We start from the raw sequence: 21,439 nt of genomic DNA, 5'->3' as shown, positions 1-21,439 counted from the left end.
AATCCGGCCATGATCTATCGCCACGCCATCGGTGACCATACGCATGTCTTCGCGGATCTGCGCGACCTCATGGCCAAGGCAACGCCGCCGCGCTCCGGCGACAGGTTGGCCGGGATTGCAGCCGAGACCGCCGAGCAGATGATCGCCGCGCGGATGGCGCTCGCGGATGTGCCGCTCAAACAGTTCCTGCAGGAAATGGTGGTGCCCTACGAGGACGACGAGGTCACGCGTCTTATCGTCGATACGCATGATGCTGCGGCATTCTCCACGATCTCGTCGCTGACCGTCGGCGGCTTTCGTGACTGGCTGCTGTCAGACGCGGCCACGCCGCAAGTCCTTCAGACCGTCGCCCGCGGCATCACGCCGGAGATGGCGGCGGCAGTCTCGAAGCTGATGCGCAATCAGGACCTGATCCTGGTGGCCAGGAAGTGCGAGGTGATCACGCGCTTTCGCAATACGATCGGGTTGCGCGGGTGCATGAGCGTGCGGTTGCAGCCGAACCACCCGTTCGACGATATCAGGGGCATCACGGCCTCCATTCTCGACGGGCTGATGCTCGGCTCCGGCGATGCCTGCATCGGCATCAATCCGGCGAGCGACGATCCGGCGGTGCTGGGCGGGTTGGTGCGGCTGCTCGACGATGTCATCACCAAGCTGGATGTTCCGACCCAGAGTTGCGTGCTCACCCATGTCACGACCAGTCTTGATCTCATCAACCAGGGCGCTCCGGTCGATCTGGTGTTTCAGTCGATCGCCGGGACAGAGGCCGCCAATAGAAGTTTCGGCATCGATCTGGCGATCCTGAAGGAAGCTCATGCCGCCGGGCTTTCGCTGAAACGTGGCACGCTTGGCCAGAACGTTATGTATTTCGAGACCGGGCAGGGCTCGGCTCTGTCGGCCAACGCCCATCACGGCGTCGATCAGCAGACTTTGGAAGCGCGGGCCTATGCAGTTGCGCGGGCGTTCGATCCTCTCCTGGTGAACAGCGTCGTCGGCTTCATCGGCCCCGAATATCTCTATGACGGCAAGGAGATCATCCGTGCCGGGCTGGAGGATCATTTCTGTGGCAAGCTGCTTGGCCTGCCGCTGGGCGTCGACGTCTGTTACACCAACCATGCCGAAGCCGATCAGGACGACATGGATAATCTGCTGACGCTGCTGGCCGCGGCGGGTGTGACCTTCGTGATGGGCGTGCCGGGCGCTGACGACGTGATGCTGAACTACCAGTCGACGTCATTTCACGATGCGCTCTATATCCGCGACCTGTTTGGGCTCAAACGCGCACCGGAGTTCGACGACTGGCTGCAACGGGTCGGGCTCTCCGGAGCGGACCTTCGCATCCGCGATCGGGAAGGCCTGCTGCCCGATCTGGCCGCGCGTCTGATCGCCTGACGTCAATAAACCGTCATAAGGCTTGGCGCTTTGTGCGCACTTGTGCGGAGCTGGTCACGACCTTGTCACCGCCCGCCACAATCTTGAAGAAATTCTGGCCCAGATTCGGACGCCGTGATTAGATCGCTCAAAGTATTCGGCAGGAGTGGAACGGTTTTATCTCGGCGACGTTATTGAAGGTTAAGCGCTTATGGGGACTGCTGATGCATTCACAGAGGAATTTTGATGAGAGCTGAGGGCAGGCAGACGGTCCGGCGCATTCTGTGCGTCTTTCCGCGATACACGTCTTCATTTGGTACGTTTGAATATTCATATCCTCTGACCGACGGCGTTCAGGCCTTCATGCCTCCCCAGGGCTTGCTGCTGATTGCCGCCTATATGCCCGAGAACTGGGAAGTCCGTTTCATCGACGAGAACATCCGCGCCGCCACGCCCAATGATTTCCTCTGGGCCGAAGTTGTGCTGGTGTCAGGCATGCACATCCAGCGCACGCAGATGAACGACATCTGCTACCGCGCGCATTCCTACGATCTTCCGGTGGCGATCGGAGGGCCGTCGGTCTCGTCATGCCCCGACTACTACCCGGCTTTCGACTATCTCCATATCGGCGAACTCGGTGATGCCACCGATCAACTGATCGATATCCTGGAAAAGGATACATCGCGCCCGGACCGGCAAGTCGTGCTGAAGACCACCGACCGTCTGGACATGACCAGGTTTCCGATTCCGGCCTATGAACTGGCCGATATTCCGCGCTACTTCCTGGGCAGCATCCAGTATTCCTCGGGCTGCCCGTATCAGTGCGAATTCTGCGATATCCCCGGCCTCTATGGTCGCAATCCGCGCCTGAAGTCGCCTGAGCAGATCACCGCCGAACTCGACAAGCTGCTCGAATGCGGCATCATGGGCTCGGTCTATTTCGTCGATGACAACTTCATCGGCAACCGCAAGGCCGCACTCGATCTGCTGCCGCATCTCGTCGAGTGGCAGAAGAGGACCGGTTTTGTCTTGCGCCTGTCCTGCGAAGCGACGCTGAACATCGCCAAGCGGCCGGAAATCCTTTCGCTGATGCGCGAAGCCTGGTTCGGCACGATCTTCTGCGGCATCGAGACGCCCGATCCCGTCGCCCTTAAGGCGATGAAGAAGGATCACAACATGATGGTCCCCATCATGGAGGCGATCGAGACGCTGAACAGTTTTGGCATGGAAGTCGTGTCCGGCATCATCCTCGGCCTCGATACCGACAAGCCCGAGACCGGCCAGCATTTGCTCGAGTTCGTGGAAACGTCACAGATTCCGCTTCTGACCATCAACCTGCTGCAGGCGCTGCCGCAGACGCCGCTTTGGGACAGGTTGAAGAAGGAAGGACGCCTGAACGAGGACGAGGGCCGCGATTCCAACGTCGACTTCCTGTTGCCGTATGAGGACGTCGTGAAAAGCTGGCGGCGCGCCATGGGCAGTGCCTATGTGCCAGAAAAACTGCTCGAGCGTTTCGAATACCAGATCCGCCACACCTATCCCAACCGGATCAAGCCGCCGATCGGGGCCATGCTGACCTGGAAGAGCATCCGGCTCGGGCTGGTGATGTTGCGCAACATCTTCTGGAAGGTCGGCGTGCTTGGTGATTACAAGCGGGCGTTCTGGAAATTCGCGCTCCGTCGGCTGGCCCGTGGCGAGATCGAATATCTCATCAGCGGGATCATGGTGGCGCACCACCTGATCAACTTTGCCCGCGATGCGTCCGGTGGTCAGACCAACGCGTCCTATTATTCGTTGAAGCTGCAGGACGCTGCCGTTCCGGCCGAATGAGCGATAGGCTGGCGTCATGACAGATCGGAATGATGTGACGCCGCCGGTGCAGCAGCGCTCCCTCGCGGAGCTGCGGGCGTTGACGCCGGCGCGTGTCGGGCTCGGCCGGGCCGGAGCCAGTCTGACCACGCGGGCCCTGCTTGATTTCACGCTCGACCATGCCCGCGCACGTGACGCGGTCCATGCGCCCTTCGAGGCCGAAGCCATCGCGGCCGCACTGGCCGGGCTGGGGACGAGCGCGCTGGTGGTGACGAGCCAGGTCGCGGATCGGGCCGACTATCTCAAGCGCCCCGATCTCGGCCGCCGACTGTCTCGCGAGTCACAGGAGATGCTTAAAGGTCGCGACAGCGCCGCGTGCGATCTGGTGATCGTGATTGCGGACGGCCTGTCTCCGGCTGCGGTCAATGCGCACGCGCTTGGCCTGCTGGGTGCCTTAATGCCCAAATTGGCGGGGGTCGGGATCGGCGCTGTCGTGGTTGCCGGCGGCGCCAGAGTCGCGCTCGGCGACGAGATCGGTGCGTTATTGAGGGCGCGGATGACGATCATGCTGATCGGCGAACGTCCGGGTCTCTCGGCGCCGCAGAGTCTCGGTGCCTACCTGACCTTCGCACCGCGGCCGGGTCTGACGGACGCTGCGCGCAACTGCGTGTCGAACATCCAGGTGGCCGGTCTGTCCTTCGAGGAGGCAGCGAGCAAGATTGCCTGGCTGGCGCGCGAAGGGCTGAATCGCAATATGACCGGTGTGGCTCTGAAAGACGAAAGCGGTCTGGAACTGGTAGCACCGCTCGTTGCACCAGCTTGAAACAACAGCCTTTGCGCTCCATTTTGTGACCTGAAACGCAACCTCTGCGCGCTCGCCGCCTTGCGATGTGTCATACAGACCTGCTACATCTGCCCGCGGCAAATTTACCGCATGTTTTCAAGGGCTAGCGCTGTTCGGTCTCACCGATTCCAGCCTTACTACTGCCCGCGACGCTTGCTAGGCAGACGCCGCTGACGACAGGACTGGACAGGGTATGCACGATACGGTTCCCCCCCACGACGCCGATATGAATAAATTGCGCAAGGGGCCGATCAGCATCGCCTTCGGGCTTGAGCGCATCGGTCTGATCGCGGTGAAGGCGCCGGTCCTGTCCTGCGTGATCCTGCTCGCGCTGGTGATCGGTGCGATCTTTGGCATCCAGCGCATCAAGATCGACGATTCGCTGAGCCAGCTATTTCGTTCTGACAGCAAGGAATACAAGCAATACGAGGAAGTGACGAAGCGCTTCCCGTCCACCGAGTTCGACGTGCTCGTGGTGCTCGAAGGCAAGACGCTGCTTGCGCGCGACAATCTTGGAAAGATGCGCGACCTCGTCACCGACCTGCAATTGGTCGATGGCGTGCGCGGGCTGATCTCGATCTTCTCGGCGCGTCAGACGCCGGCCCCCGGCAAGTTGCCGGCAGCGCTGTTTCCCAACGATCTTCCTGAAGGTGCCGACTACGACAAGTTCATCGAGACGGTGAAGCAGAACGAGCTGATCCGCGGCAAGCTTTTGTCCGACGATGGAACTCTGGCGCTGGTGGTGCTGTCGCTCGACCCGGCCGTGGTCAGCAACAGCAAGCTCAGCACCGTGGTTGCCGATATCCGCAAGACCATGAATGAGGACCTGGCCAATAGCGGTCTGACCAAGGAATTGTCGGGCGTGCCGGTGATGCAGCTCGAAATCCGCAATGCGGTCGAGCGCGACGGCCTGATCTATAACATCGCCGGTATTCTCGCCGGCTGCGTCATTGCGATCATCTTCTTCCGCAAGATCTCGTTCATGATCATCGCGGCGTTTCCGCCGCTGCTGGCGATCCTGTTGTCGCTCGGCGCGCTCGGCTGGGCCGGCTTCAGCCTTAACATGTTCCTCAATGTGATGACGCCGCTGATCATGGTGATCAGTTTTGCCGACTCGATGCAGCTCACTTTCGCGGCGCGTGACCGGTTGATCGCAGGCGAGGACAAGTATTCAGCATTTACGAATGCAGTTCGTGTCGTGGGTCCGGCCTGCGTCCTCACCCATGGCACCGCCGGTATTTCCTTCCTGGCGTTGCAGTTCTCCGACTCGGACCTGATCCGCGCCTTCGGCGAGGCCGGTCTCACGGCCACCATCATCGCGCTGGTCGCGGTGCTGTCGCTGGTGCCGGTGTTCGGTGTGCTGCTGGTGCGCAACGAGAAGATCTTCGCTGCCAAGTTCCAGACCGCCGATGCCGGCGTGCAGGCGCTGCGCGCCTTCTGTTACTGGATCGCGGTGCGCATGGTCGGCCGTCCTGGCCTGTTCAGCCTGATCTCGCTCGTCGTCGTCGTTGGTCTCGGGATCGTTTACGCCAATCTCGAGCCGCGCTATCGGCTGGCCGATCAAGTGCCGGACAAGGAGCAGGCGGTCGCCGCCAGCGGACGGCTCGACGCCAAGCTCACCGGCGCCAATCCGATCGACGTGCTGATCGAGTTTCCGAAGGGCGCGGATCTCTATTCGCCGGACACGTTGGCAACCATCGCCGAAGTTCACGCCATGGTCGAGAAGCAGGCCGGCGTGGGTAACGTCTGGTCGCTGGAGACGTTGCGGCGCTGGCTGGCGGAGAAGGCCGGTTCGTCGGATGTCGCGACGCTGAAGGAATATGTCAGCGTCATCCCTGAGCATCTGGTGCGCCGCTTCATCTCGGCGGATCAGACGGCGGTGGTGGTGTCCGGCCGTGTGCCCGACAGCGATTCGAGCAAGATCCTGCCGGTGGTCGACAAGCTCGACAATGCGCTGAATGCCGTTCGCACCAAGCACCCGGGCTATGAGATCGCGGTGACCGGCCTCTCGGCGATCGCGGCGCGTAACAGCGCCGGGATGATCGAGAAGCTCAATCACGGCCTGACCATCGAGTTCGGTCTGGTCGCCGTCTTCATCGGCCTCGCATTCCGCTCGTGGGTGGTGATGCTGGCCTGTATCCTGCCGGGCATCTTCCCGGTGGTGCTGGCCGGCTTTGTGTTGTGGCTGCTCGGGGAGGGGCTGCAATTCGCCAGTGTGGTGGCACTCACGGTGTCATTCGGCCTCGGCCTCAGCGCGACGATTCACTTCCTCAACCGCTTGCGTCTGGAAGACACGCCGGGCACCGATCCCGCGATCGCCGTCGAGCGTGCGACTGTGCTCGTTGGTCCCGCGCTGATCCTGACGACGGTGGTGCTGGCCTGCGGCCTCGTGGTGACGGTATTCTCGGATCTGCCGTCACTGCGGCTGTTCGGCTGGCTCAGTGCCTTCTCGATGGTCGCGGCACTAGTGGCCGACCTGTTCATCCTGCGCCCGACCGCGATGTGGCTGATCAATCTGCAGCAGCGCCTCACCGGCAGTTCGGTTCTGGCGAAGCAAGAGAAGTAGTCAACCGGCGCTGCATCTGCCGCTCAGCTACGTCTGACGCCGGAAAACATGTCGCGATTGTGCGCTATGAACTTGACCAGGAAGTCGGCAACCGCACGCGACCTGGCCAGCTTGCTCTGGGTCGGATGGGTGATCAGGTAGATGCCCTCGCGGGGCGCCGCAGGACCCATCTCGATACGCGTGACGCCAGGCAGGGCATCGCCCACGTAGCAGGGAAGCACTCCGACGCCCAGGCCAGAGGCCACCGCCGCGCGCAGCGAAACGGTCGAGCTGGCTTCCACCGCCGGTGCACGCCCCTTGGCGAGACTGACCATCCACTTCCGCTCCGGCATCTCGCGGCTTGCGTCGGAGAGAAGGATAAAAGGCATCTCCGCCAACGTGGCACCCTCACGCAGGCGGAGCGCCAGATCATCACGGGCGTAAAGGGCGAAGCGGTAGTCGCAGAGCCGGCGGATTCCGAGTTCGTTGGGAACCGCAAGACTGATCCGCAGTGCGACGTCGGCGTGGCCGCGCCGGAATTCGTCGAACTGCATGTCGGCGCATAGTGCGATCCGGATCGAAGGGTGCGTGTTGCGGAAATCGGCGAAGGCATCGGTCAGCGCGTGACAGATCAATGCGTGGGGCGCGGCAACGCGAACGACCCCTTCCAGCTCTGAATGAGGGCCATCGATCAGTTGCGGAAGCGCGTCGAGGGCTTCCGCAATTGATCGTGCCTTCGCGATCAGCGCGGCCGCGGGCGGGCTCACAATCAGGCGGCCCTCACTGCGCCGGAACAGTTTGGTGTCCAGCGCGAGCTCGAGCGTTGCCAGCCGGCGCAGGACCGTGCTGTGGCTGACATCCAGCTGCTTGGCAGCGCCAAGCGCCGTGCCGCTGGATTCGATGGCCAGCACCACGCGCAGGTCGTCCCATGTAAACGCGGCCATCTTGCTGCCCCGCCACTGTCTATAATTGAAAATCATACTTTCATTTTTGGACAATGCCAGCCGGTATCTCGGCATCAGTGTTGCTTGGGAATGGAGGAGAACGGCGGCAGCCGGACTGCAACATTCACGAGGTTGTTCATGAGCATGAAGCGTTTACTGCTGGCGGTTGTATTGGCCGCAGGCCTGTCGCAAGGCGCATACGCCGAGGATAAGGCCATATTGCAGCTCGACTGGATCCCGACAGGGGAGCACGCGGCGTATTTTGCGGGCCAGCAGCGCGGATTTTTCAAGGACGCTGGTATCGATCTCACCATCGTCAGGGGTTATGGATCGGGCGACACGGTGAACAAGGTGGCGGCAGGCGCGGCCAAGTTCGGCGTTGCCGACGTCGGCGCGGTGCTCGCGGGACGCGCGCAACAGTCAGTACCGGTCAAATCGATTGTGGCGGTCTATACCTATTCGCCGCACTCGCTGTTCATTCTGAAATCGTCAGCGATCAAGGGCTTCAAGGATCTTGCCGGCAAGAAAATCGCCGTGAGCCCGGGCAACAGTCACCGGATCTATTTTCCGGAAGTCGCACGCCGGGTCGGAATCGACCCGGAGAGCGTAACCTGGGTCACGACGGACGCATCGGCAATGGCGGCGATGTTGATTGCCAAGCGCGTCGATGCGGCGCCATTCTACTCCATCCATCAATACTATCAGAACAAGGCAGCCACGCAGGCCGGCGAGGAAATCGTAGCGCTGCCCTTCGTCTCGGCGGGCTTTGCGATCTATGCGTCATCGTTGATCGCCACCGATGAGACGATCAAGACCAATCCGGATCTCGTGAGGCGTTTCGTCGGTGCCGCTGTGAAGAGTTACGCGTGGGCGCGCGACAATCCGGTCGAGACCTGCAAGCTCCATGTGCAGAAAAATCCGGAAGTCCTGCAGGACGAATGCGAAGCGTCGCAGAAGGCCACCATGGGCTTCATCTTCAACGATCACCAGCGTGCAACAGGGCAGGGGCACTTCGCAAAAGATCGCCTGGCAGATACGTGGAAGGCCGTGGCCGAGAGCCTCAAACTCGATGCATCGTGGAATCCGGCCCAGGCCATCGACGACAGTTTCGTCCCGTGATCTCGCTTGCCCGGGTCGGCAAGACCTTCAAGACCCGCCGCGGCGGCCATGTGCAGGCGCTGGACGACGTCACGATCTCCATACGGCCGGGGGAGTTCGTTGCCATCGTCGGTGCCTCCGGCTGCGGCAAGTCGACGTTGCTGCGCATGGTGGCCGGATTGGTGCTGCCCGATATCGGGCATCTCACGCTCGACGGCAAACTGGTCACAGGGGCGACGAAAGGCACGGCGATGGTGTTCCAATCGCCGACCCTGCTGCCGTGGATGAATGTGGAGCGCAACGTTGCATTTCCATTGGGCCTGTCTGGCGGTGATGGGCCCGAAGCGCGCGAGCGCGCTCGCGTGCTGCTGCATTCGGCGGGTCTCGCGGGCTTCGAGCATCGGATGCCGCGAGAACTCTCTGGCGGCATGCAGCAACGCGTCGCGATCTGCCGCGGCCTTGTGCAACAGCCGCGCATCCTGCTCATGGATGAACCATTCGGCGCACTCGATGCTCTGACGCGCGAGGAGATGAGTCTGTCCCTGCTCGCGTTGTGGCAGGCAAATCCGATGGCGGTGCTGTTCGTGACTCATTCGATTTCCGAAGCCGTGCTGCTTGCGGATCGGGTCGTGGTGATGTCGCCGCGGCCGGGCCGTGTCGCGGAGATCGTGGAGGTCAATCTGCCTCGCCCGCGATCGTTCGACCAGGAAGCCAGCGCGGAATTCCACCGCTGCTCGAAACTGATCCGCGACCGGATCTATGGCGGAGCGGCCCATGCTCACTAATGCTGCAGACTGGGGCCGCCGCAACCTGCCGGTCATCGTGTCGACCCTGACATTCCTGCTCGGCTGGGAACTGCTCTGCCGAGGGTTTGGCATCAGGCCGTTCCTGTTGCCGTCGCCGAGCGCGATCTGGACAGCGGTAGTACCGGTCTGGCCCAACATCGCCATGCATACGGTGACTACGCTGCGGACCGTTCTGCTCGGGCTCGCGGCTTCCATTGCGATCAGCCTGCCGCTTGCCATGCTGATTGCAAGCTCGCGCACGATGTCGGCGGCAATCTATCCACTGCTGGTGCTCACCCAGTCGGTGCCCAAGGTGGCACTGGCGCCGATTCTTCTGGTGGCACTCGGGGCCAACGAGTTTTCAAGGGTGATCATTACCTTCCTCGTCGCGTTCTTCCCGCTCGTGGTGAGTTCTGTCGCGGGACTCTTGGCCGCGCCGCCCGAACTGATCGAACTCGGACGTTCGTGCCGCGCGACCCGTGTCCAGGAATTGCTGCGCATCCGTCTGCCATACGCTTTGCCTTTCGTGTTCGGCGGATTGCGCGTCGCGGCTGCCCTTTGCGTAGTGGGTGCCGTGGTGGCCGAATTCGTCGGCGCGGATTCCGGCCTCGGCTATCTGATCCAGACCTCGATGGCGTTCTTCCGCACACCGGTCGCGTTCGGCGCGGTGGTGATTCTCGCCATCATGGGCATCGCGCTGTTCCAACTGGTCGAGGTCATCGAGCGCCTGCTCGTGCCGTGGTCGAGCAATCTGGACAGCAACTCCAACGACAACAACTAGGTCAGGTGCAATGGCAAAGAACTATCCGGGATATGTACTGATCCGTGACGCTTTGATCTCCGACGCGGGGTCCCGCCGCGGCGTGAAGGGCGATATTCTGATCAAAGACGGGATCATTGCGGAAATGGGGCTTGATCTTGCCGCGCCAGACGGCGCGAACATCGTCGATGCCTCCGGCATGCTGGTTCATGCCGGCCTCGTCAACGCCCATACCCATGGCCATGGTGGCCTCGGCCGCGGGCAGGGCGATCGCTGGACGCTGGAGGTACTGCTGGCTGCCGCCCCGTGGATTAGCGGTAGCCGCTCGCTGCAGGACAAGAAGCTCACGACCCAGATCTGCGCTGCCGAAATGGTGCTGAAAGGCTGCACCGCGGCCTATGATCTGTACTACGAATATCCGGCACCGAGCATCGACGGCATGGATGCCGTCGCTGAGGCCTATGCGGAAGTCGGCATGCGTGCCGTCATCGCGCCGATGGTCGCGGATCACAGTTTCTACGAAGCCATTCCCGGACTGCGCGATGCGCTTCCGGAAGATCTTCAGCACCAGGTCGATCGGCTACGGCTGGGGCCGGGCGATCGGACTATTTCGGCCATCGGATCGATTCTCGAACGCTGGAAATGGTCTTCACATGACATCCGACCTGCGGTGGCGCCGACCATTCCGATCCATTGCAGCGACAGTTTCATGTGCGGCTGCGCCAAGCTGGCACGCGACCATGGCATTCCCCTGCAGAGCCATGTCGGCGAGAGCAAGGTGCAGGCGGTGGTCGGCAAGGAACGTTACGGTAAGACGCTGATTGCGCATCTCGACGAACTAGGCCTGATCAACGAACAATTCTCCGCGGCTCATGCGGTCTGGCTCGATGATGATGATTTTCGGCTGATGGCCGACCGTGGCGCCTCGCTGGCGCATAACGCTGGCAGCAACATGCGGCTGGGCAACGGCCTGTTCAGGATGCGCCGTGCGCTCGACCTCGGCGTCAATGTCGGCATCGGGACAGACGGTGCGAACTGCTCCGACAATCAAAACATGTATGAGGCGATGCGCTACGCATCGATGGCCTCCAAGGTACAAGGGCCCGACCCACGCAAATGGGCTGCGGTCGAGGAGATTTATTATGCTGCCACGGCCGGCTCGGCGCGGGCGCTCGGGCTGTCGCATACCGGCGTATTGGCGCCGGGCTACAAGGCCGACATCGTGTTCCTGGATCTCGGGGCGATCAACTGGATCCCGCACAACTGGAGCGTCAACCAACTGGTTCATACCGAAGATGCGACCTCGGTGCGCCACGTGATGATCGGCGGCAGCTTTGTGGTTCGCGACGGCCGCTTGCTGACGCTGGACATGGCCAGACTGGCACGGGAAGCGGAGGCCGCGCGAGATCGGCTCGAGATACTCAATGCGGAATGGCGTGGTCTGTTCGAGCGCCTGGAGCCTGTGGTGGCATCGTTCTGTCCGGGACTGGCAGCGCGTCCCTACCAGATCAATCGCTATCTATGCGACGAGGTCGAATGAATTTCTGCGGCGCGAAGCCTGTGGCTTCGCACCTGATTGCACGGGTCACGTCTCAGCTCTTGACCATATTGATCGAAACGCCGCGAATTTCGCCCTTGGAGCTGATCGACACCGACTGCTTGTTGCCGCGGGTCGTCAGCGTGATGTTGGCGGCAAAACCCGCAGCCTCGACGAAGACGTCGATCTGGCCGCCGCCGGCCTTGCCGACCAGATTGCCGTAGACGTTGCGGCTGGCTTCGCTCCAGCTGCCCGAAACATTGTTGCCCTGGCTGGTGACATTGCTGGAGAGGTCGAACTTGTAGCTGTCGCTGGCGCAGCGCAGCGTCTGCGCCAGGGCGCTGCCGCCGCCATCCACCTTGTAGGTCGCCCGGCAGCGAATGCGCTCCGAGGAGCCGTCCGACATGGAGACCGTTCCGGTACCGCTCCAGGCCCCGTCGAAGCCGGCGAACGGTCCGGACTGGGCATGGCCTGCGGACACCGACAGCAGCAGGATCGCGCCAGCGCCAGCGGCCTTGAGGGCGTGCCCGAACCGCTTTGCAGAATGGAATGTCATGTAAGTTTTCCCAAAATAGCGCTGTGTAACCGAGTTATGCCGCGCCTCATCGAGGCTTAAGTGTCGCTGCACATCTTTAGGTTCAATAGAGCGATCATAATTGGACGATTGTAAAAGTAACATGTCACCGCCCACAAGCGCGAAGGTTCCCGGAGCGGAACGGGTGGAGGTCATGCGCGTCTGAACAATTGTCCTAAAACCTTATCTTGCCCTGCGGGGGTGGCATCGGCCGGCCCTGCAGCTGGTGCGGCCATGTGCGCAAGTTTTCGCCGCATTTATTCGTGTCTGTGGGGGCGGGAATGTTCTGTGTCCTGATTGCATCCATCGCCGCGAATTCGCCGATGTGCCTGAAGATAAAGCCTTCCCGGCGATGCGAATGTTTCAGTTTATGCTATGCACCACACGGGCTGTGATCTCGTCACCATACTGAAGGAAGACAATGCGTAAATTTCTCCTGGTACTGTCCGTGCTTTCCGCATCTGCCTCGACCGGTGCATTGGCCCAGCAAAACCAGCCCCGCAGCGGCACCGACGCGGAGCAGAAGGCCTGCACCCGCGACGTGCAGAAGCTCTGCCGCGCCGTCATGGATCAGGGCGACCTCGTGGTTCTGTCCTGCCTGAAGGAAAACCGCCCCAAGATCAGCAAGGCCTGCAACGACGTTCTGGTCAGCCACGGCCAATAACCCCGCCCTAATGCGAGATTCCGGGCTCGTGGCGCCGTTTTGGTCTCGCCGCGAGCCCGCCAAGACGTGATCCGGCCCGGCACTGGCTGCGGCCGAAAGTGGCATATTGGCATTGGTCTCACGGGCCAATTTGCCCTATATGGGGGCTCGCGGCCGACCCCGCCTGCCGGTATTACCGGACCTTGGCGGCCCCCGAGCCACCCTGTTCAAATCCAACGTAGCCAGTTCTGGATGACCCCTGCGAGCGAACTGCGATCCGGCAAGACCGATCGTGACGAGAATTTTCCTGTCGCGTCGTGGATTATCCATCCGCGCCACCGGGCGCTGATTCTTGCCTTCTATAATTTCGTCCGGACCGCAGACGACATTGCCGATCACGCGCTGCTCGATGCGCCTGCAAAACTGGCTCTGCTCGACGAGCTGGAGGCCGACCTGCTCGGTCAGGGTGACGGCCAGGCCGAAGCCGTCGTTCTGCGCGAGGCGCTCCAGATGCGCGAGATGCCCCCGCGTCATGCGCTCGACGTCCTAACAGCCTTCCGGATGGACGTGACCAAGCTGCGCTACGCCGACTGGGATGAGCTCATTCATTATTGTTCGTTCTCGGCGATGCCGGTCGGACGTTTCATGCTCGACGTGCACGGCGAAAGCAAAGCCACCTGGCCGGCGTCGGATGCGCTGTGCGCGGCCTTGCAGATCAACAATCACCTGCAGGATTGTGGCAACGACTATCGCGATCTCGATCGGGTCTACATTCCGCAGGACACGCTGGACCGGCACGGCGCCTCGGTGGACGATCTCAAGCAGGCAAAGGCGTCGCCGGCGCTGCTGGCCTGTATTCGCGAGCTGGTCGCCAAGACCGAGACCCTGATGCATGAGAGCGAGACGCTGACGGTTCATATCGCGGACGTCCGGCTTGGCTGCGATGTCGCCGTCATCGAGACTTTTGCCTGGCAGATCCTGAAGATGCTGAAAGTGCGCGATCCGCTCAGCGAGAAGGTCCATCTCTCGAAGGCCAGCATGGCAGGCTACGCGCTGGCCGGCATTGCCGGCGGGCTGTGGCGCCGCGCGACCACCAGCGCGCCGATGCCTCGTTCGACGACGCCGGGCGCATGAACCAGATGACGAGCCAGGTGAATAATAGTGAATCTCAGAGCGAGGTTCAGGGCGTTGCTGCCGGCAGCTCGTTCTATGCCGCGATGCGCATTCTGCCGCGTGCCCAGCGCGATGCGATGTTCCAGATCTACAGCTTCTGCCGTCAGGTCGACGATATCGCGGATTCCGATGGTCCGCGCGACGTCAGGCTCGCCGACATGCAGCAGTGGCGCGCAGATATCGATGCGCTCTATGCAGGCAATCCGCCAGCGCGGGTGCGCGACTATGCCGGGCCAATCAAGCAATTCGGCATGCGCAAGGAGGATTTCATCGCCGTCATCGACGGCATGGAGATGGATATCCCTGCAGATATTCGCGCGCCCGATGACGCAACGCTCGATCTGTATTGCGATCGTGTTGCCAGTGCCGTCGGCCGCCTATCGGTGAAGGTGTTCGGCATGCCGGACGAAGATGGCATTCTGCTTGCTCATCATCTCGGCCGTGCGCTGCAGATCACCAATATCCTGCGCGATATCGACGAAGACGCCGGTATCGGTCGTCTCTATCTGCCGCGTGAGCTGCTCTATCACGCCGGCATCACGTCGAGCGATCCCGACGTGGTGCGCGCCAGCCCGGCATTGCCGAAGGTCTGTGTGCCGCTGGTGAAGCGGGCGCAGGCGCATTTCGAAAAGTCCGACGAGATCATGGCGCGTAACAAGCGCCGCGTGGTGCGCGCGCCACGGATCATGTCGAAATATTATCACGCCATCCTGGAATTGCTGGTGGCGCGCGGCTTTGCTTTGCCGCGCGACCCCGTTCGTCTCGGCAAGGCCTCCAAGATAGCGATCCTGCTGCGATACGCGATCATCTGATGCAAAAGACCGCTCATATCATTGGTGCCGGCGTTTCCGGCCTGTCGGCCGCCGTGCGTCTCGTCAATGCCGGCTTCAAGCTCCACGTCCATGAGGCGACGCAGCAGGCCGGTGGCCGCTGCCGGTCGTATTTCGACGCGCAGACCCAGCTCCAGATCGACAACGGCAACCACCTGGTTCTGTCGGGCAACAGCCATGTCGTCGCTTATGCAAAGTCGATCGGCACCGAAGCCGGGCTCGTTGGTCCGCAGCGGGCACAATTCGCATTTGCCGATGCCAAGACTGGCAAGCGCTGGCAGCTCGATCTCGGCGATGGCAAGATCCCGACATGGTTGTTCGACAAGACGCGCCGCGTCCCGGACACATCAGTCGCCGATTATCTTGCGCTGTCGCCGCTGATCTGGTCATCGAATAGTCGCCTGGTCGGCGATGCCATTCGCTGTGAAGGCGTCCTCTACGATCGTCTGGTACAGCCACTGTTGCTGGCCGCGCTCAATGTCGATCCGCCGGAAGGTTCGGCTGGTCTGGCCGGCGCCATCGTGCGCGAAACGCTGCTGGCAGGCGGCCAAGCGTGCCGCCCGTTGATCGCGCGCGCTGGTCTTAGCGATGTTCTGGTCGAGCCTGCGATCGAATTGCTGCGCGCCAAGGGCGCCGGCGTTCATTTTGGCCATGAGCTGCGCGGTTACACCATGAGTGGTGATCGCGTCACCGAGCTGAAGTTTGGCGCTGAAGACGTCATCACGCTTAGCGCGGACGATGTCGTCGTGATGGCGGTTCCGCCATGGGCCGCGAAGTCGCTATTGCCTGGTGTGAAGACGCCGACCGAATTCCGCGCGATCGTGAATGCGCATTTCAATTATGTTCCGCCAGCAGGCCACGCGCCGCTGATTGGCGTTGTCGGCGGTGTGGTGGAATGGCTGTTTGCTTTCCACAATCGCCTGTCGATCACGATCAGCAATGGCGATCGTTTTGTGAACACACCGCGCGAACAGTTTGCGCAACAGATCTGGGACGAGATCTGCAAGATTTCGAATATCCAGGCGCCGCTGCCCGCCTGGCAGATCGTGCGCGAGCGCCGTGCTACTTTTGCGGCTACGCCTGCCCAAGATGCCCTGCGTCCGGGCACGCGCACCGATTTCAAGAACCTGTTTCTTGCAGGCGATTGGACCGATACCGGTCTGCCGGCGACTATTGAGGGATCGGTGCGGTCGGGTGACCGCGCGGCCGATCTCGTTCTGGCGATGCGCTGACCGTTGCGCAGCCAGACGATCATTCACGACGAGTACGGAGATATGGCGAGCGAGATGCATTCGGTCAGTCCAGAGATCACAATTCAGAACGCGGCGCTCGAGACGAGCATTGCTTCGGCGAAGCAGGGCCTGCTGAAGTTCCGGCAGCCTGACGGCCATTGGGTATTTGAGCTCGAAGCCGACGGCACGATTCCGTCAGAATACGTGTTGTTGCGGCACTACCTCGGCGAGCCCGTCGATGCCGAGCTTGAAGGCAAGATCGCCAACTATCTTCGCCGCACCCAGGGCAAGCATGGCGGCTGGGCGTTGGTGCAGGACGGCGACTTCGATATGAGCGCCAGCGTGAAAGTGTATTTCGCGCTGAAGATGATCGGCGATTCGACCGACTCGCCGCATATGGTCCGCGCCCGCGAAGCAATCCGCTCGCGCGGCGGTGCCGCCAATGTGAACGTCTTCACGCGCTTCCTGCTGGCGATGTTCGGCATTCTCTCCTGGCGCGCCACTCCGGTGCTGCCTGTCGAGATCATGTTGCTGCCGATGTGGTTTCCGTTCCACCTCAACAAGATGTCCTATTGGGCGCGCACCACGATCGTGCCGCTCATGGTGCTCGCAGCGCTGAAGCCGCGCGCGCAGAACAAGAAGGGCGTCGGCATCGACGAGCTGTTCCTGGAAGATCCGTCCAAGGTCGGAGGCATTAAACGCGCGCCGCATCAGAGTCGCGCGATGTTCGCCTTCTTCACCGGCATCGACATTCTGCTCCGCGCAGCCGAACCGTATTTCCCAAAGAAACTCCGCGCCCATTCGATCGCGAAAGCCGTCGAGTTCTGCGAGGAGCGCCTGAACGGCGAAGACGGTCTCGGCGCGATCTATCCGCCGATGGCCAATATGGTCATGATGTATGAAGTACTCGGCTTCCCCGCCGACTATCCGCCCCGCGCCATCCAGCGGCGCGGTATCGACAAGCTTCTGATTGTCGGTGAGGTCGAAGCCTATTGCCAGCCTTGCGTATCGCCAGTGTGGGACACCGCGCTGACCGCGCATGCGATGCTGGAGACCGGCGGCGATGAAGCGTTCGGTCCGGCGAAAGAAGGGCTCGACTGGCTGGCGACCAAGCAGGTGCTCGACGTGAAGGGCGACTGGGCGGTGAAGCGGCCGGACCTGCGCCCGGGCGGCTGGGCGTTCCAGTACAACAACGCCTATTACCCGGATCTCGACGACACGGCCGTGGTGATGATGGCGATGGACCGCGCGCGCCGTCAGACCGGGGGCAAGGAATACGACGTTGCGCTCGATCGCGGCCGGGAGTGGATTCTGGGCATGCAGAGCAGCGACGGCGGCTTCGCGGCGTTCGAGGTCGATAACCTCGAATATTACCTCAACAACATCCCGTTTTCGGACCATGGCGCACTGCTCGATCCGCCGACGGAGGACGTCACCGCGCGCTGCGTCTCGATGCTGGCGCAGCTTGGTGACACCGTCGAGACCTCAAAGCCGCTGGCAGACGGTGTGGAATATCTGCGCCGTACCCAGCTCGCGGAGGGCTCCTGGTATGGCCGCTGGGGCCTGAACTACATCTACGGCACCTGGTCGGTGCTGTGTGCGCTGAATGCTGTTGGCATTGACCATCAGGACCCGGCGTTCCGCAAGGCGGTGGCCTGGCTGCTGTCGATCCAGAACGAGGACGGCGGCTGGGGCGAAGATGCGGTCAGCTACCGACTCGATTACAAGGGATTCGAGGCGGCCCCGAGCACGTCGTCGCAAACGGCATGGGCTTTGCTTGCCCTGATGGCGGCAGGCGAGGTCGATAATCCGGCTGTCGCCCGTGGAACGCGGTACCTGATGGACACACAGACGGAAAAAGGACTCTGGGACGAGGCCCGTTACACGGCTACCGGCTTCCCCCGCGTGTTTTATCTGCGTTATCATGGCTACTCGAAATTCTTCCCGCTCTGGGCGTTGGCGCGGTTCCGGAATTTGAAGAGCACCAACAGCAAGACGGTAGGGGTTGGGATGTGATTTTGGGCGATGGGGGCATTTCGACCGCGGGCGATACAACCGACCCGCGGCCGGTATTGATCGTCACGGGGCTGGTCCAGGAAGCGAAGATCGCTGCCGGGCCGGGAATGACCGTGATTTGCAGTTCAAGTGACCCTGTCCAGCTCCGCAGCCTGCTGGCTGACTTCGACCCCGCCACCATCCGCGGCGTCATCAGCTTCGGCGTCGCCGGCGGTCTCGATCCCGATCTCAAATCAGGCGCTGTCGTTGTGGCCACGGAAGTGGTGGCCGGCAACAGCCGTTGGTCAGCGTCTGAGATCCTTAGCGACGAACTGATCGCCGGTGCCGGCGTCGGCCGCCAGAAGGTGTTTCGAGGCGGTCTGGTTGGTGTCGAGAAGGTCGTGACGGGGCAGGCCGGCAAGGCCGCGCTGCGCTCGGAATTCGGCGCCGCTGCCGTCGATATGGAAAGCCACATCGCCGCGGAATTTGCCGCCATGGCCGGACTGCCGTTCGCCGCACTGCGCGTCGTCAGCGATCCCGCCCATCGCGCCCTGCCGGAAATCGCCACCACTGCGATCAAACCCAATGGTGATGTCGATCTGCGCAAGGTGCTGCGCGGCATCGCCCGCAATCCGCTGGTGATTCGGGCGCTGGTTTCGACCGGGCGCGACTTCAATCGCGCGCTACGCAGCCTGCGCGACTGCCGTAGCTATCTGCTGGGTCACACCAACCTCGTTTCCGCGGACGCGTAGCTGACGATACGCGGTCATTCCGGGGCGCGGGCGCACTTCGCGCACGCGAACCCGGAATCTCAGCATGGCTGAACACTTCCAGATTCCGGGTTCGCCCTTACGCGGCTTTGCCGCTTCAGTGCGCCCCGGAATGACGATGGGATTAGAAAAAGGGCGCGATTTGCATCGCGCCCTTTTTTATATTCAGCTCGAAATCGCTCAGGCGGCGGTCGAAGCCTTCTGGGCCTTTTCCTCGGCCTTTGCGGCAGCGGCGACAGCTTCTTCCTTGCGGATGTCCGACAGGCGCTTCTGCACTTCCGACGAGAACACGTACTGCGCCGGGCGCTGCTTGGTGAGGTCGATTTCCGGCGCCATCGGGCCCGACGTTTTCACGCCGCGCATCGCCACCCACATGGCCTTGAACGGGTTGCTGATGGCTTCGTCCGCGGCGGTCGGCTCGTAGCCGCAATGGGCCATACAGTCGGCGCACTTCTCGTACTTGCCGGTGCCGTAGGTGTCCCAATCGGTGGTGTCCATCAATTCCTTGAAGGTCTTGGTGTAGCCTTCACCGAGCAGGTAGCAGGGCTTCTGCCAGCCGAAGATGTTGCGTGCGGGCATGCCCCACGGCTTGCACTCGTACTCCTGGTTGCCGGCGAGGAAGTCCAGGAACAGGCCGGAATGCATGATGTTCCACTTCTTGCCCTTGCCGAGCGCAAAGACGTCGCGGAACAGTTTCTTGGTCTTGGTGCGGTTCAGGAAGTGCTCCTGATCCGGTGCACGCTCATAGGCATAGCCGGGCGACATCGAGACGCCGACGCCGAGCTCCACGGTGAAGTCGAGGAACTTGGCGATGTCCTCGGCGGCATGGCCGTCGAAGATGGTCGCGTTGACGTTGACGGCGAAGCCCTTGGCCTTGGCGGCCTTGATCGCGGAGACGGCGCGGTCGAACACGCCTTCCTGCGACACGGCCTTGTCGTGATGATCCTTGAGGCCGTCGAGATGCACCGAGAAGAACAGGTAGGGCGATGGCGTGAACAGGTCGAGCTTCTTCTCAAGCAGCAGCGCGTTGGTGCAGAGCGAGACGAACTTCTTGCGCTCGACCAGGCCCCGCACGATCTCGCCGATTTCCTTGTGGATCAGCGGCTCGCCGCCCGGGATCGCAACCATCGGTGCGCCGCACTCGTCCGCAGCATCCCAACATTCCTGCGCCGACATGCGGCGGTTGAGGATAGCGTTCGGATAGTCGATCTTGCCACAGCCGACACAGGCCAGGTTGCAGCGGAAAAGTGGCTCCAGCATCAGCACCAGCGGATAGCGCTTCTGGCCAGTCAGCTTCTTCTTCAACAGATAGGAGCCGATCTTCATTTCTTTAAAAAACGGAATGGCCATTTCGAATTTTCTCTCTGCGCATCACATCGTGACGAAGGTGGATCGAACCGCGGTCAGTTCGGCGGGTAGCTTGAATTCGATATTCTCTTCACGTCCGGGCAACACCGACACCGCAACCGGTCCGATCCGCCGTAAGGTCTCGATCACGTCATCTACAAGCACTTCTGGCGCGGATGCGCCAGCCGTGATGCCTACGGCACGCGCATCCTTCAACCAAGCCGGGTTGAGTTCGCTGCCATCGGCAATGAGGTAACTTGCGACACCGACTTCGGTGCCGATTTCGCGCAACCGGTTCGAGTTGGAACTGTTGGTCGCCCCGACGACCAGGATGACGTCTACAAGTTTACTGAGGTCTCTTACCGCAGATTGGCGGTTTTGTGTTGCATAGCAGATATCGCGGGTATCGGGGCCCTCAATGTCACTGAAACGCTGTTCCAGGGCTAAAATGATGTCCTTGGTGTCATCCACGCTGAGGGTCGTCTGGGTGATATAGGCGACCGGTTCCTGCGGTGGCAGTGTCAGTGCCTTGACGTCCTCAACGCTCTGAACAAGGTAAACCGGGCCGGGTACCTGTCCCATGGTACCGTCGACCTCCGGATGGCCTGCGTGGCCGATCAGGATGACCTTACGGCCCTTGGACATATACCGTTTGCCCTGGTTGTGGATCTTGGTGACAAGCGGACAAGTTGCATCCAAAACAGGCAGGCCACGGGTTGCCGCTTCTTCCTCGACGCTTCTGGCGACACCATGGGCGCTGAAGACGGTCATGGCATTCGGAGGTACTTCGGAGAGTTCCTCGACGAAAATGGCGCCCTTGGCCTTCAGGCTCTCGACCACGTATTTGTTATGGACGATCTCATGGCGGACATAGACCGGCGCCCCGTAGCGCTCGAGAGCACGCTCGACGATCTCGATGGCACGCACGACGCCCGCGCAGAAGCCGCGCGGCTGAGCCAGAAAGATTTCAAGGGGACGGCGATCAAGCACGTGGTACAAAGTCCATAATCGATTCCGGTATAATCCTTAATTCTGTACCACAATCAGGCACATATCCAGCCCAGCTGGATATTTGAGCCGTTCTGTGTGACAAAAATCACTCAGTATGCAATCACGAACCGAAAACGTGGTTTGCGACAACTGGCCGGATTGCGGTAATATCTTGCGGTTGCGCCCCAAGAA

At 61.6% G+C, this 21,439-nt stretch carries 18 protein-coding genes; 14 read left to right on the top strand and 4 right to left on the bottom strand.

Going from position 1 to position 21,439, the window contains the following annotated elements:
- Positions 1-9: 9 nt before the first annotated feature.
- The 4 genes from eutB (at position 10) to AB8B20_RS09640 (ending at position 6,590) form a co-directional block, all read left to right on the top strand.
- Positions 10-1,392 (top strand): ethanolamine ammonia-lyase subunit EutB, encoded by a 1,383-nt coding sequence (eutB, locus tag AB8B20_RS09655; protein WP_439072402.1) that lies wholly within the window; start codon positions 10-12, stop codon positions 1,390-1,392.
- A gap of 225 nt (positions 1,393-1,617) precedes the next feature.
- Positions 1,618-3,201, top strand: coding sequence for a B12-binding domain-containing radical SAM protein (locus AB8B20_RS09650; RefSeq protein ID WP_439072401.1), 1,584 nt, complete (start codon positions 1,618-1,620; stop codon positions 3,199-3,201).
- A 16-nt stretch (positions 3,202-3,217) separates the two neighbouring features.
- Entirely contained in the window at positions 3,218-4,003 is a 786-nt protein-coding gene (eutC, locus tag AB8B20_RS09645) for an ethanolamine ammonia-lyase subunit EutC (RefSeq protein ID WP_439072400.1), read from the top strand.
- Positions 4,004-4,250: 247 nt separating this feature from the next.
- Positions 4,251-6,590 carry an efflux RND transporter permease subunit gene (locus tag AB8B20_RS09640; RefSeq protein ID WP_231079997.1) on the top strand — a complete coding sequence of 780 codons (2,340 nt, stop codon included), beginning with the start codon at positions 4,251-4,253 and terminating at the stop codon, positions 6,588-6,590.
- 23 nt (positions 6,591-6,613) lie between these two features.
- Here the strand turns inward: AB8B20_RS09640 and AB8B20_RS09635 are convergent, their stop codons facing one another.
- Positions 6,614-7,513 (bottom strand): LysR family transcriptional regulator, encoded by a 900-nt coding sequence (locus AB8B20_RS09635; protein ID WP_439072399.1) that lies wholly within the window; start codon positions 7,511-7,513, stop codon positions 6,614-6,616.
- 138 nt (positions 7,514-7,651) lie between these two features.
- Between AB8B20_RS09635 and AB8B20_RS09630 the strand changes: the two genes are divergently transcribed.
- The 4 genes from AB8B20_RS09630 to AB8B20_RS09615 are packed head-to-tail and all read left to right on the top strand — an operon-like array spanning position 7,652 to position 11,696.
- Positions 7,652-8,632, top strand: a complete 981-nt coding sequence (locus AB8B20_RS09630) for an ABC transporter substrate-binding protein (RefSeq protein ID WP_439072398.1) — start codon at positions 7,652-7,654, stop codon at positions 8,630-8,632.
- Positions 8,629-9,396: an ABC transporter ATP-binding protein gene (locus tag AB8B20_RS09625; RefSeq protein ID WP_439072396.1), complete on the top strand. Its 768-nt coding sequence runs from the start codon at positions 8,629-8,631 to the stop codon at positions 9,394-9,396. Before AB8B20_RS09630 ends, AB8B20_RS09625 begins: the two co-directional genes overlap by 4 nt.
- The gene (locus tag AB8B20_RS09620) at positions 9,386-10,177 is read left to right on the top strand and encodes an ABC transporter permease (RefSeq protein WP_093757285.1); all 792 of its coding nucleotides are present in this window, start codon (positions 9,386-9,388) and stop codon (positions 10,175-10,177) included. The genes AB8B20_RS09625 and AB8B20_RS09620 overlap by 11 nt, the downstream gene beginning before the upstream one ends.
- Before the next feature lie 10 nt (positions 10,178-10,187).
- On the top strand, positions 10,188-11,696 hold the full coding sequence (locus AB8B20_RS09615; protein ID WP_439072395.1) for an amidohydrolase family protein: 1,509 nt from the start codon (positions 10,188-10,190) through the stop codon (positions 11,694-11,696).
- A 52-nt stretch (positions 11,697-11,748) separates the two neighbouring features.
- On the opposite strand, the gene AB8B20_RS09610 is transcribed toward AB8B20_RS09615, so the two are convergent.
- The gene (locus AB8B20_RS09610) at positions 11,749-12,249 is read right to left on the bottom strand and encodes a hypothetical protein (RefSeq protein WP_068735853.1); all 501 of its coding nucleotides are present in this window, start codon (positions 12,247-12,249) and stop codon (positions 11,749-11,751) included.
- A 439-nt stretch (positions 12,250-12,688) separates the two neighbouring features.
- Here AB8B20_RS09610 and AB8B20_RS09605 point away from each other — a divergent pair, with 439 nt between their 5' ends.
- The 6 genes from AB8B20_RS09605 to AB8B20_RS09580 all read left to right on the top strand — a co-directional run bounded on the left by AB8B20_RS09605 (position 12,689) and on the right by AB8B20_RS09580 (position 18,892).
- Positions 12,689-12,931: a cysteine rich repeat-containing protein gene (locus tag AB8B20_RS09605; RefSeq protein ID WP_068735855.1), complete on the top strand. Its 243-nt coding sequence runs from the start codon at positions 12,689-12,691 to the stop codon at positions 12,929-12,931.
- A gap of 231 nt (positions 12,932-13,162) precedes the next feature.
- A complete protein-coding gene (gene hpnC / locus AB8B20_RS09600; RefSeq protein WP_089265074.1) occupies positions 13,163-14,044 on the top strand; it encodes a squalene synthase HpnC in 882 nt (293 codons plus the stop codon).
- A complete protein-coding gene (gene hpnD, locus AB8B20_RS09595) occupies positions 14,041-14,895 on the top strand; it encodes a presqualene diphosphate synthase HpnD (RefSeq protein WP_374725736.1) in 855 nt (284 codons plus the stop codon). The genes hpnC and hpnD overlap by 4 nt, the downstream gene beginning before the upstream one ends.
- Complete coding sequence (gene hpnE / locus AB8B20_RS09590) at positions 14,895-16,145, top strand: hydroxysqualene dehydroxylase HpnE (RefSeq protein ID WP_439072393.1); 1,251 nt, start codon at positions 14,895-14,897, stop codon at positions 16,143-16,145. The genes hpnD and hpnE overlap by 1 nt, the downstream gene beginning before the upstream one ends.
- A gap of 42 nt (positions 16,146-16,187) precedes the next feature.
- The gene (gene shc, locus AB8B20_RS09585; RefSeq protein WP_439072392.1) at positions 16,188-18,161 is read left to right on the top strand and encodes a squalene--hopene cyclase; all 1,974 of its coding nucleotides are present in this window, start codon (positions 16,188-16,190) and stop codon (positions 18,159-18,161) included.
- Positions 18,158-18,892 (top strand): phosphorylase, encoded by a 735-nt coding sequence (locus AB8B20_RS09580; protein WP_439072391.1) that lies wholly within the window; start codon positions 18,158-18,160, stop codon positions 18,890-18,892. Before shc ends, AB8B20_RS09580 begins: the two co-directional genes overlap by 4 nt.
- A gap of 198 nt (positions 18,893-19,090) precedes the next feature.
- Here AB8B20_RS09580 and hpnH read toward each other — a convergent pair whose 3' ends face one another.
- On the bottom strand, positions 19,091-20,260 hold the full coding sequence (gene hpnH, locus AB8B20_RS09575) for an adenosyl-hopene transferase HpnH (RefSeq protein ID WP_439072390.1): 1,170 nt from the start codon (positions 20,258-20,260) through the stop codon (positions 19,091-19,093).
- A 21-nt stretch (positions 20,261-20,281) separates the two neighbouring features.
- On the bottom strand, positions 20,282-21,247 hold the full coding sequence (gene ispH, locus AB8B20_RS09570; protein WP_439072389.1) for a 4-hydroxy-3-methylbut-2-enyl diphosphate reductase: 966 nt from the start codon (positions 21,245-21,247) through the stop codon (positions 20,282-20,284).
- Positions 21,248-21,439 lie beyond the last annotated feature (192 nt).

Source organism: Tardiphaga sp. 866_E4_N1_4 (assembly GCF_052076075.1).
GTDB classification, from domain to species: Bacteria; Pseudomonadota; Alphaproteobacteria; order Rhizobiales; family Xanthobacteraceae; genus Tardiphaga; species Tardiphaga robiniae.
This window is presented reverse-complemented; position numbering and strand designations above follow the sequence as displayed.

Coding starts and splice junctions, on each gene's coding strand:
- AB8B20_RS09605 (WP_068735855.1), top strand. CDS start 12,689: ATGCGTAAATTTCTCCTGGTACTGTCCGTGCTTTCCGCATCTGCCTCG.
- hpnC (WP_089265074.1), top strand. CDS start 13,163: ATGACCCCTGCGAGCGAACTGCGATCCGGCAAGACCGATCGTGACGAG.
- hpnD (WP_374725736.1), top strand. CDS start 14,041: ATGAACCAGATGACGAGCCAGGTGAATAATAGTGAATCTCAGAGCGAG.
- eutB (WP_439072402.1), top strand. CDS start 10: ATGATCTATCGCCACGCCATCGGTGACCATACGCATGTCTTCGCGGAT.
- AB8B20_RS09615 (WP_439072395.1), top strand. CDS start 10,188: ATGGCAAAGAACTATCCGGGATATGTACTGATCCGTGACGCTTTGATC.
- AB8B20_RS09630 (WP_439072398.1), top strand. CDS start 7,652: ATGAGCATGAAGCGTTTACTGCTGGCGGTTGTATTGGCCGCAGGCCTG.
- AB8B20_RS09650 (WP_439072401.1), top strand. CDS start 1,618: ATGAGAGCTGAGGGCAGGCAGACGGTCCGGCGCATTCTGTGCGTCTTT.
- hpnH (WP_439072390.1), bottom strand. CDS start 20,260: ATGGCCATTCCGTTTTTTAAAGAAATGAAGATCGGCTCCTATCTGTTG.
- shc (WP_439072392.1), top strand. CDS start 16,188: ATGGCGAGCGAGATGCATTCGGTCAGTCCAGAGATCACAATTCAGAAC.
- eutC (WP_439072400.1), top strand. CDS start 3,218: ATGACAGATCGGAATGATGTGACGCCGCCGGTGCAGCAGCGCTCCCTC.
- hpnE (WP_439072393.1), top strand. CDS start 14,895: ATGCAAAAGACCGCTCATATCATTGGTGCCGGCGTTTCCGGCCTGTCG.
- AB8B20_RS09610 (WP_068735853.1), bottom strand. CDS start 12,249: ATGACATTCCATTCTGCAAAGCGGTTCGGGCACGCCCTCAAGGCCGCT.
- AB8B20_RS09635 (WP_439072399.1), bottom strand. CDS start 7,513: ATGGCCGCGTTTACATGGGACGACCTGCGCGTGGTGCTGGCCATCGAA.
- AB8B20_RS09620 (WP_093757285.1), top strand. CDS start 9,386: ATGCTCACTAATGCTGCAGACTGGGGCCGCCGCAACCTGCCGGTCATC.
- AB8B20_RS09640 (WP_231079997.1), top strand. CDS start 4,251: ATGAATAAATTGCGCAAGGGGCCGATCAGCATCGCCTTCGGGCTTGAG.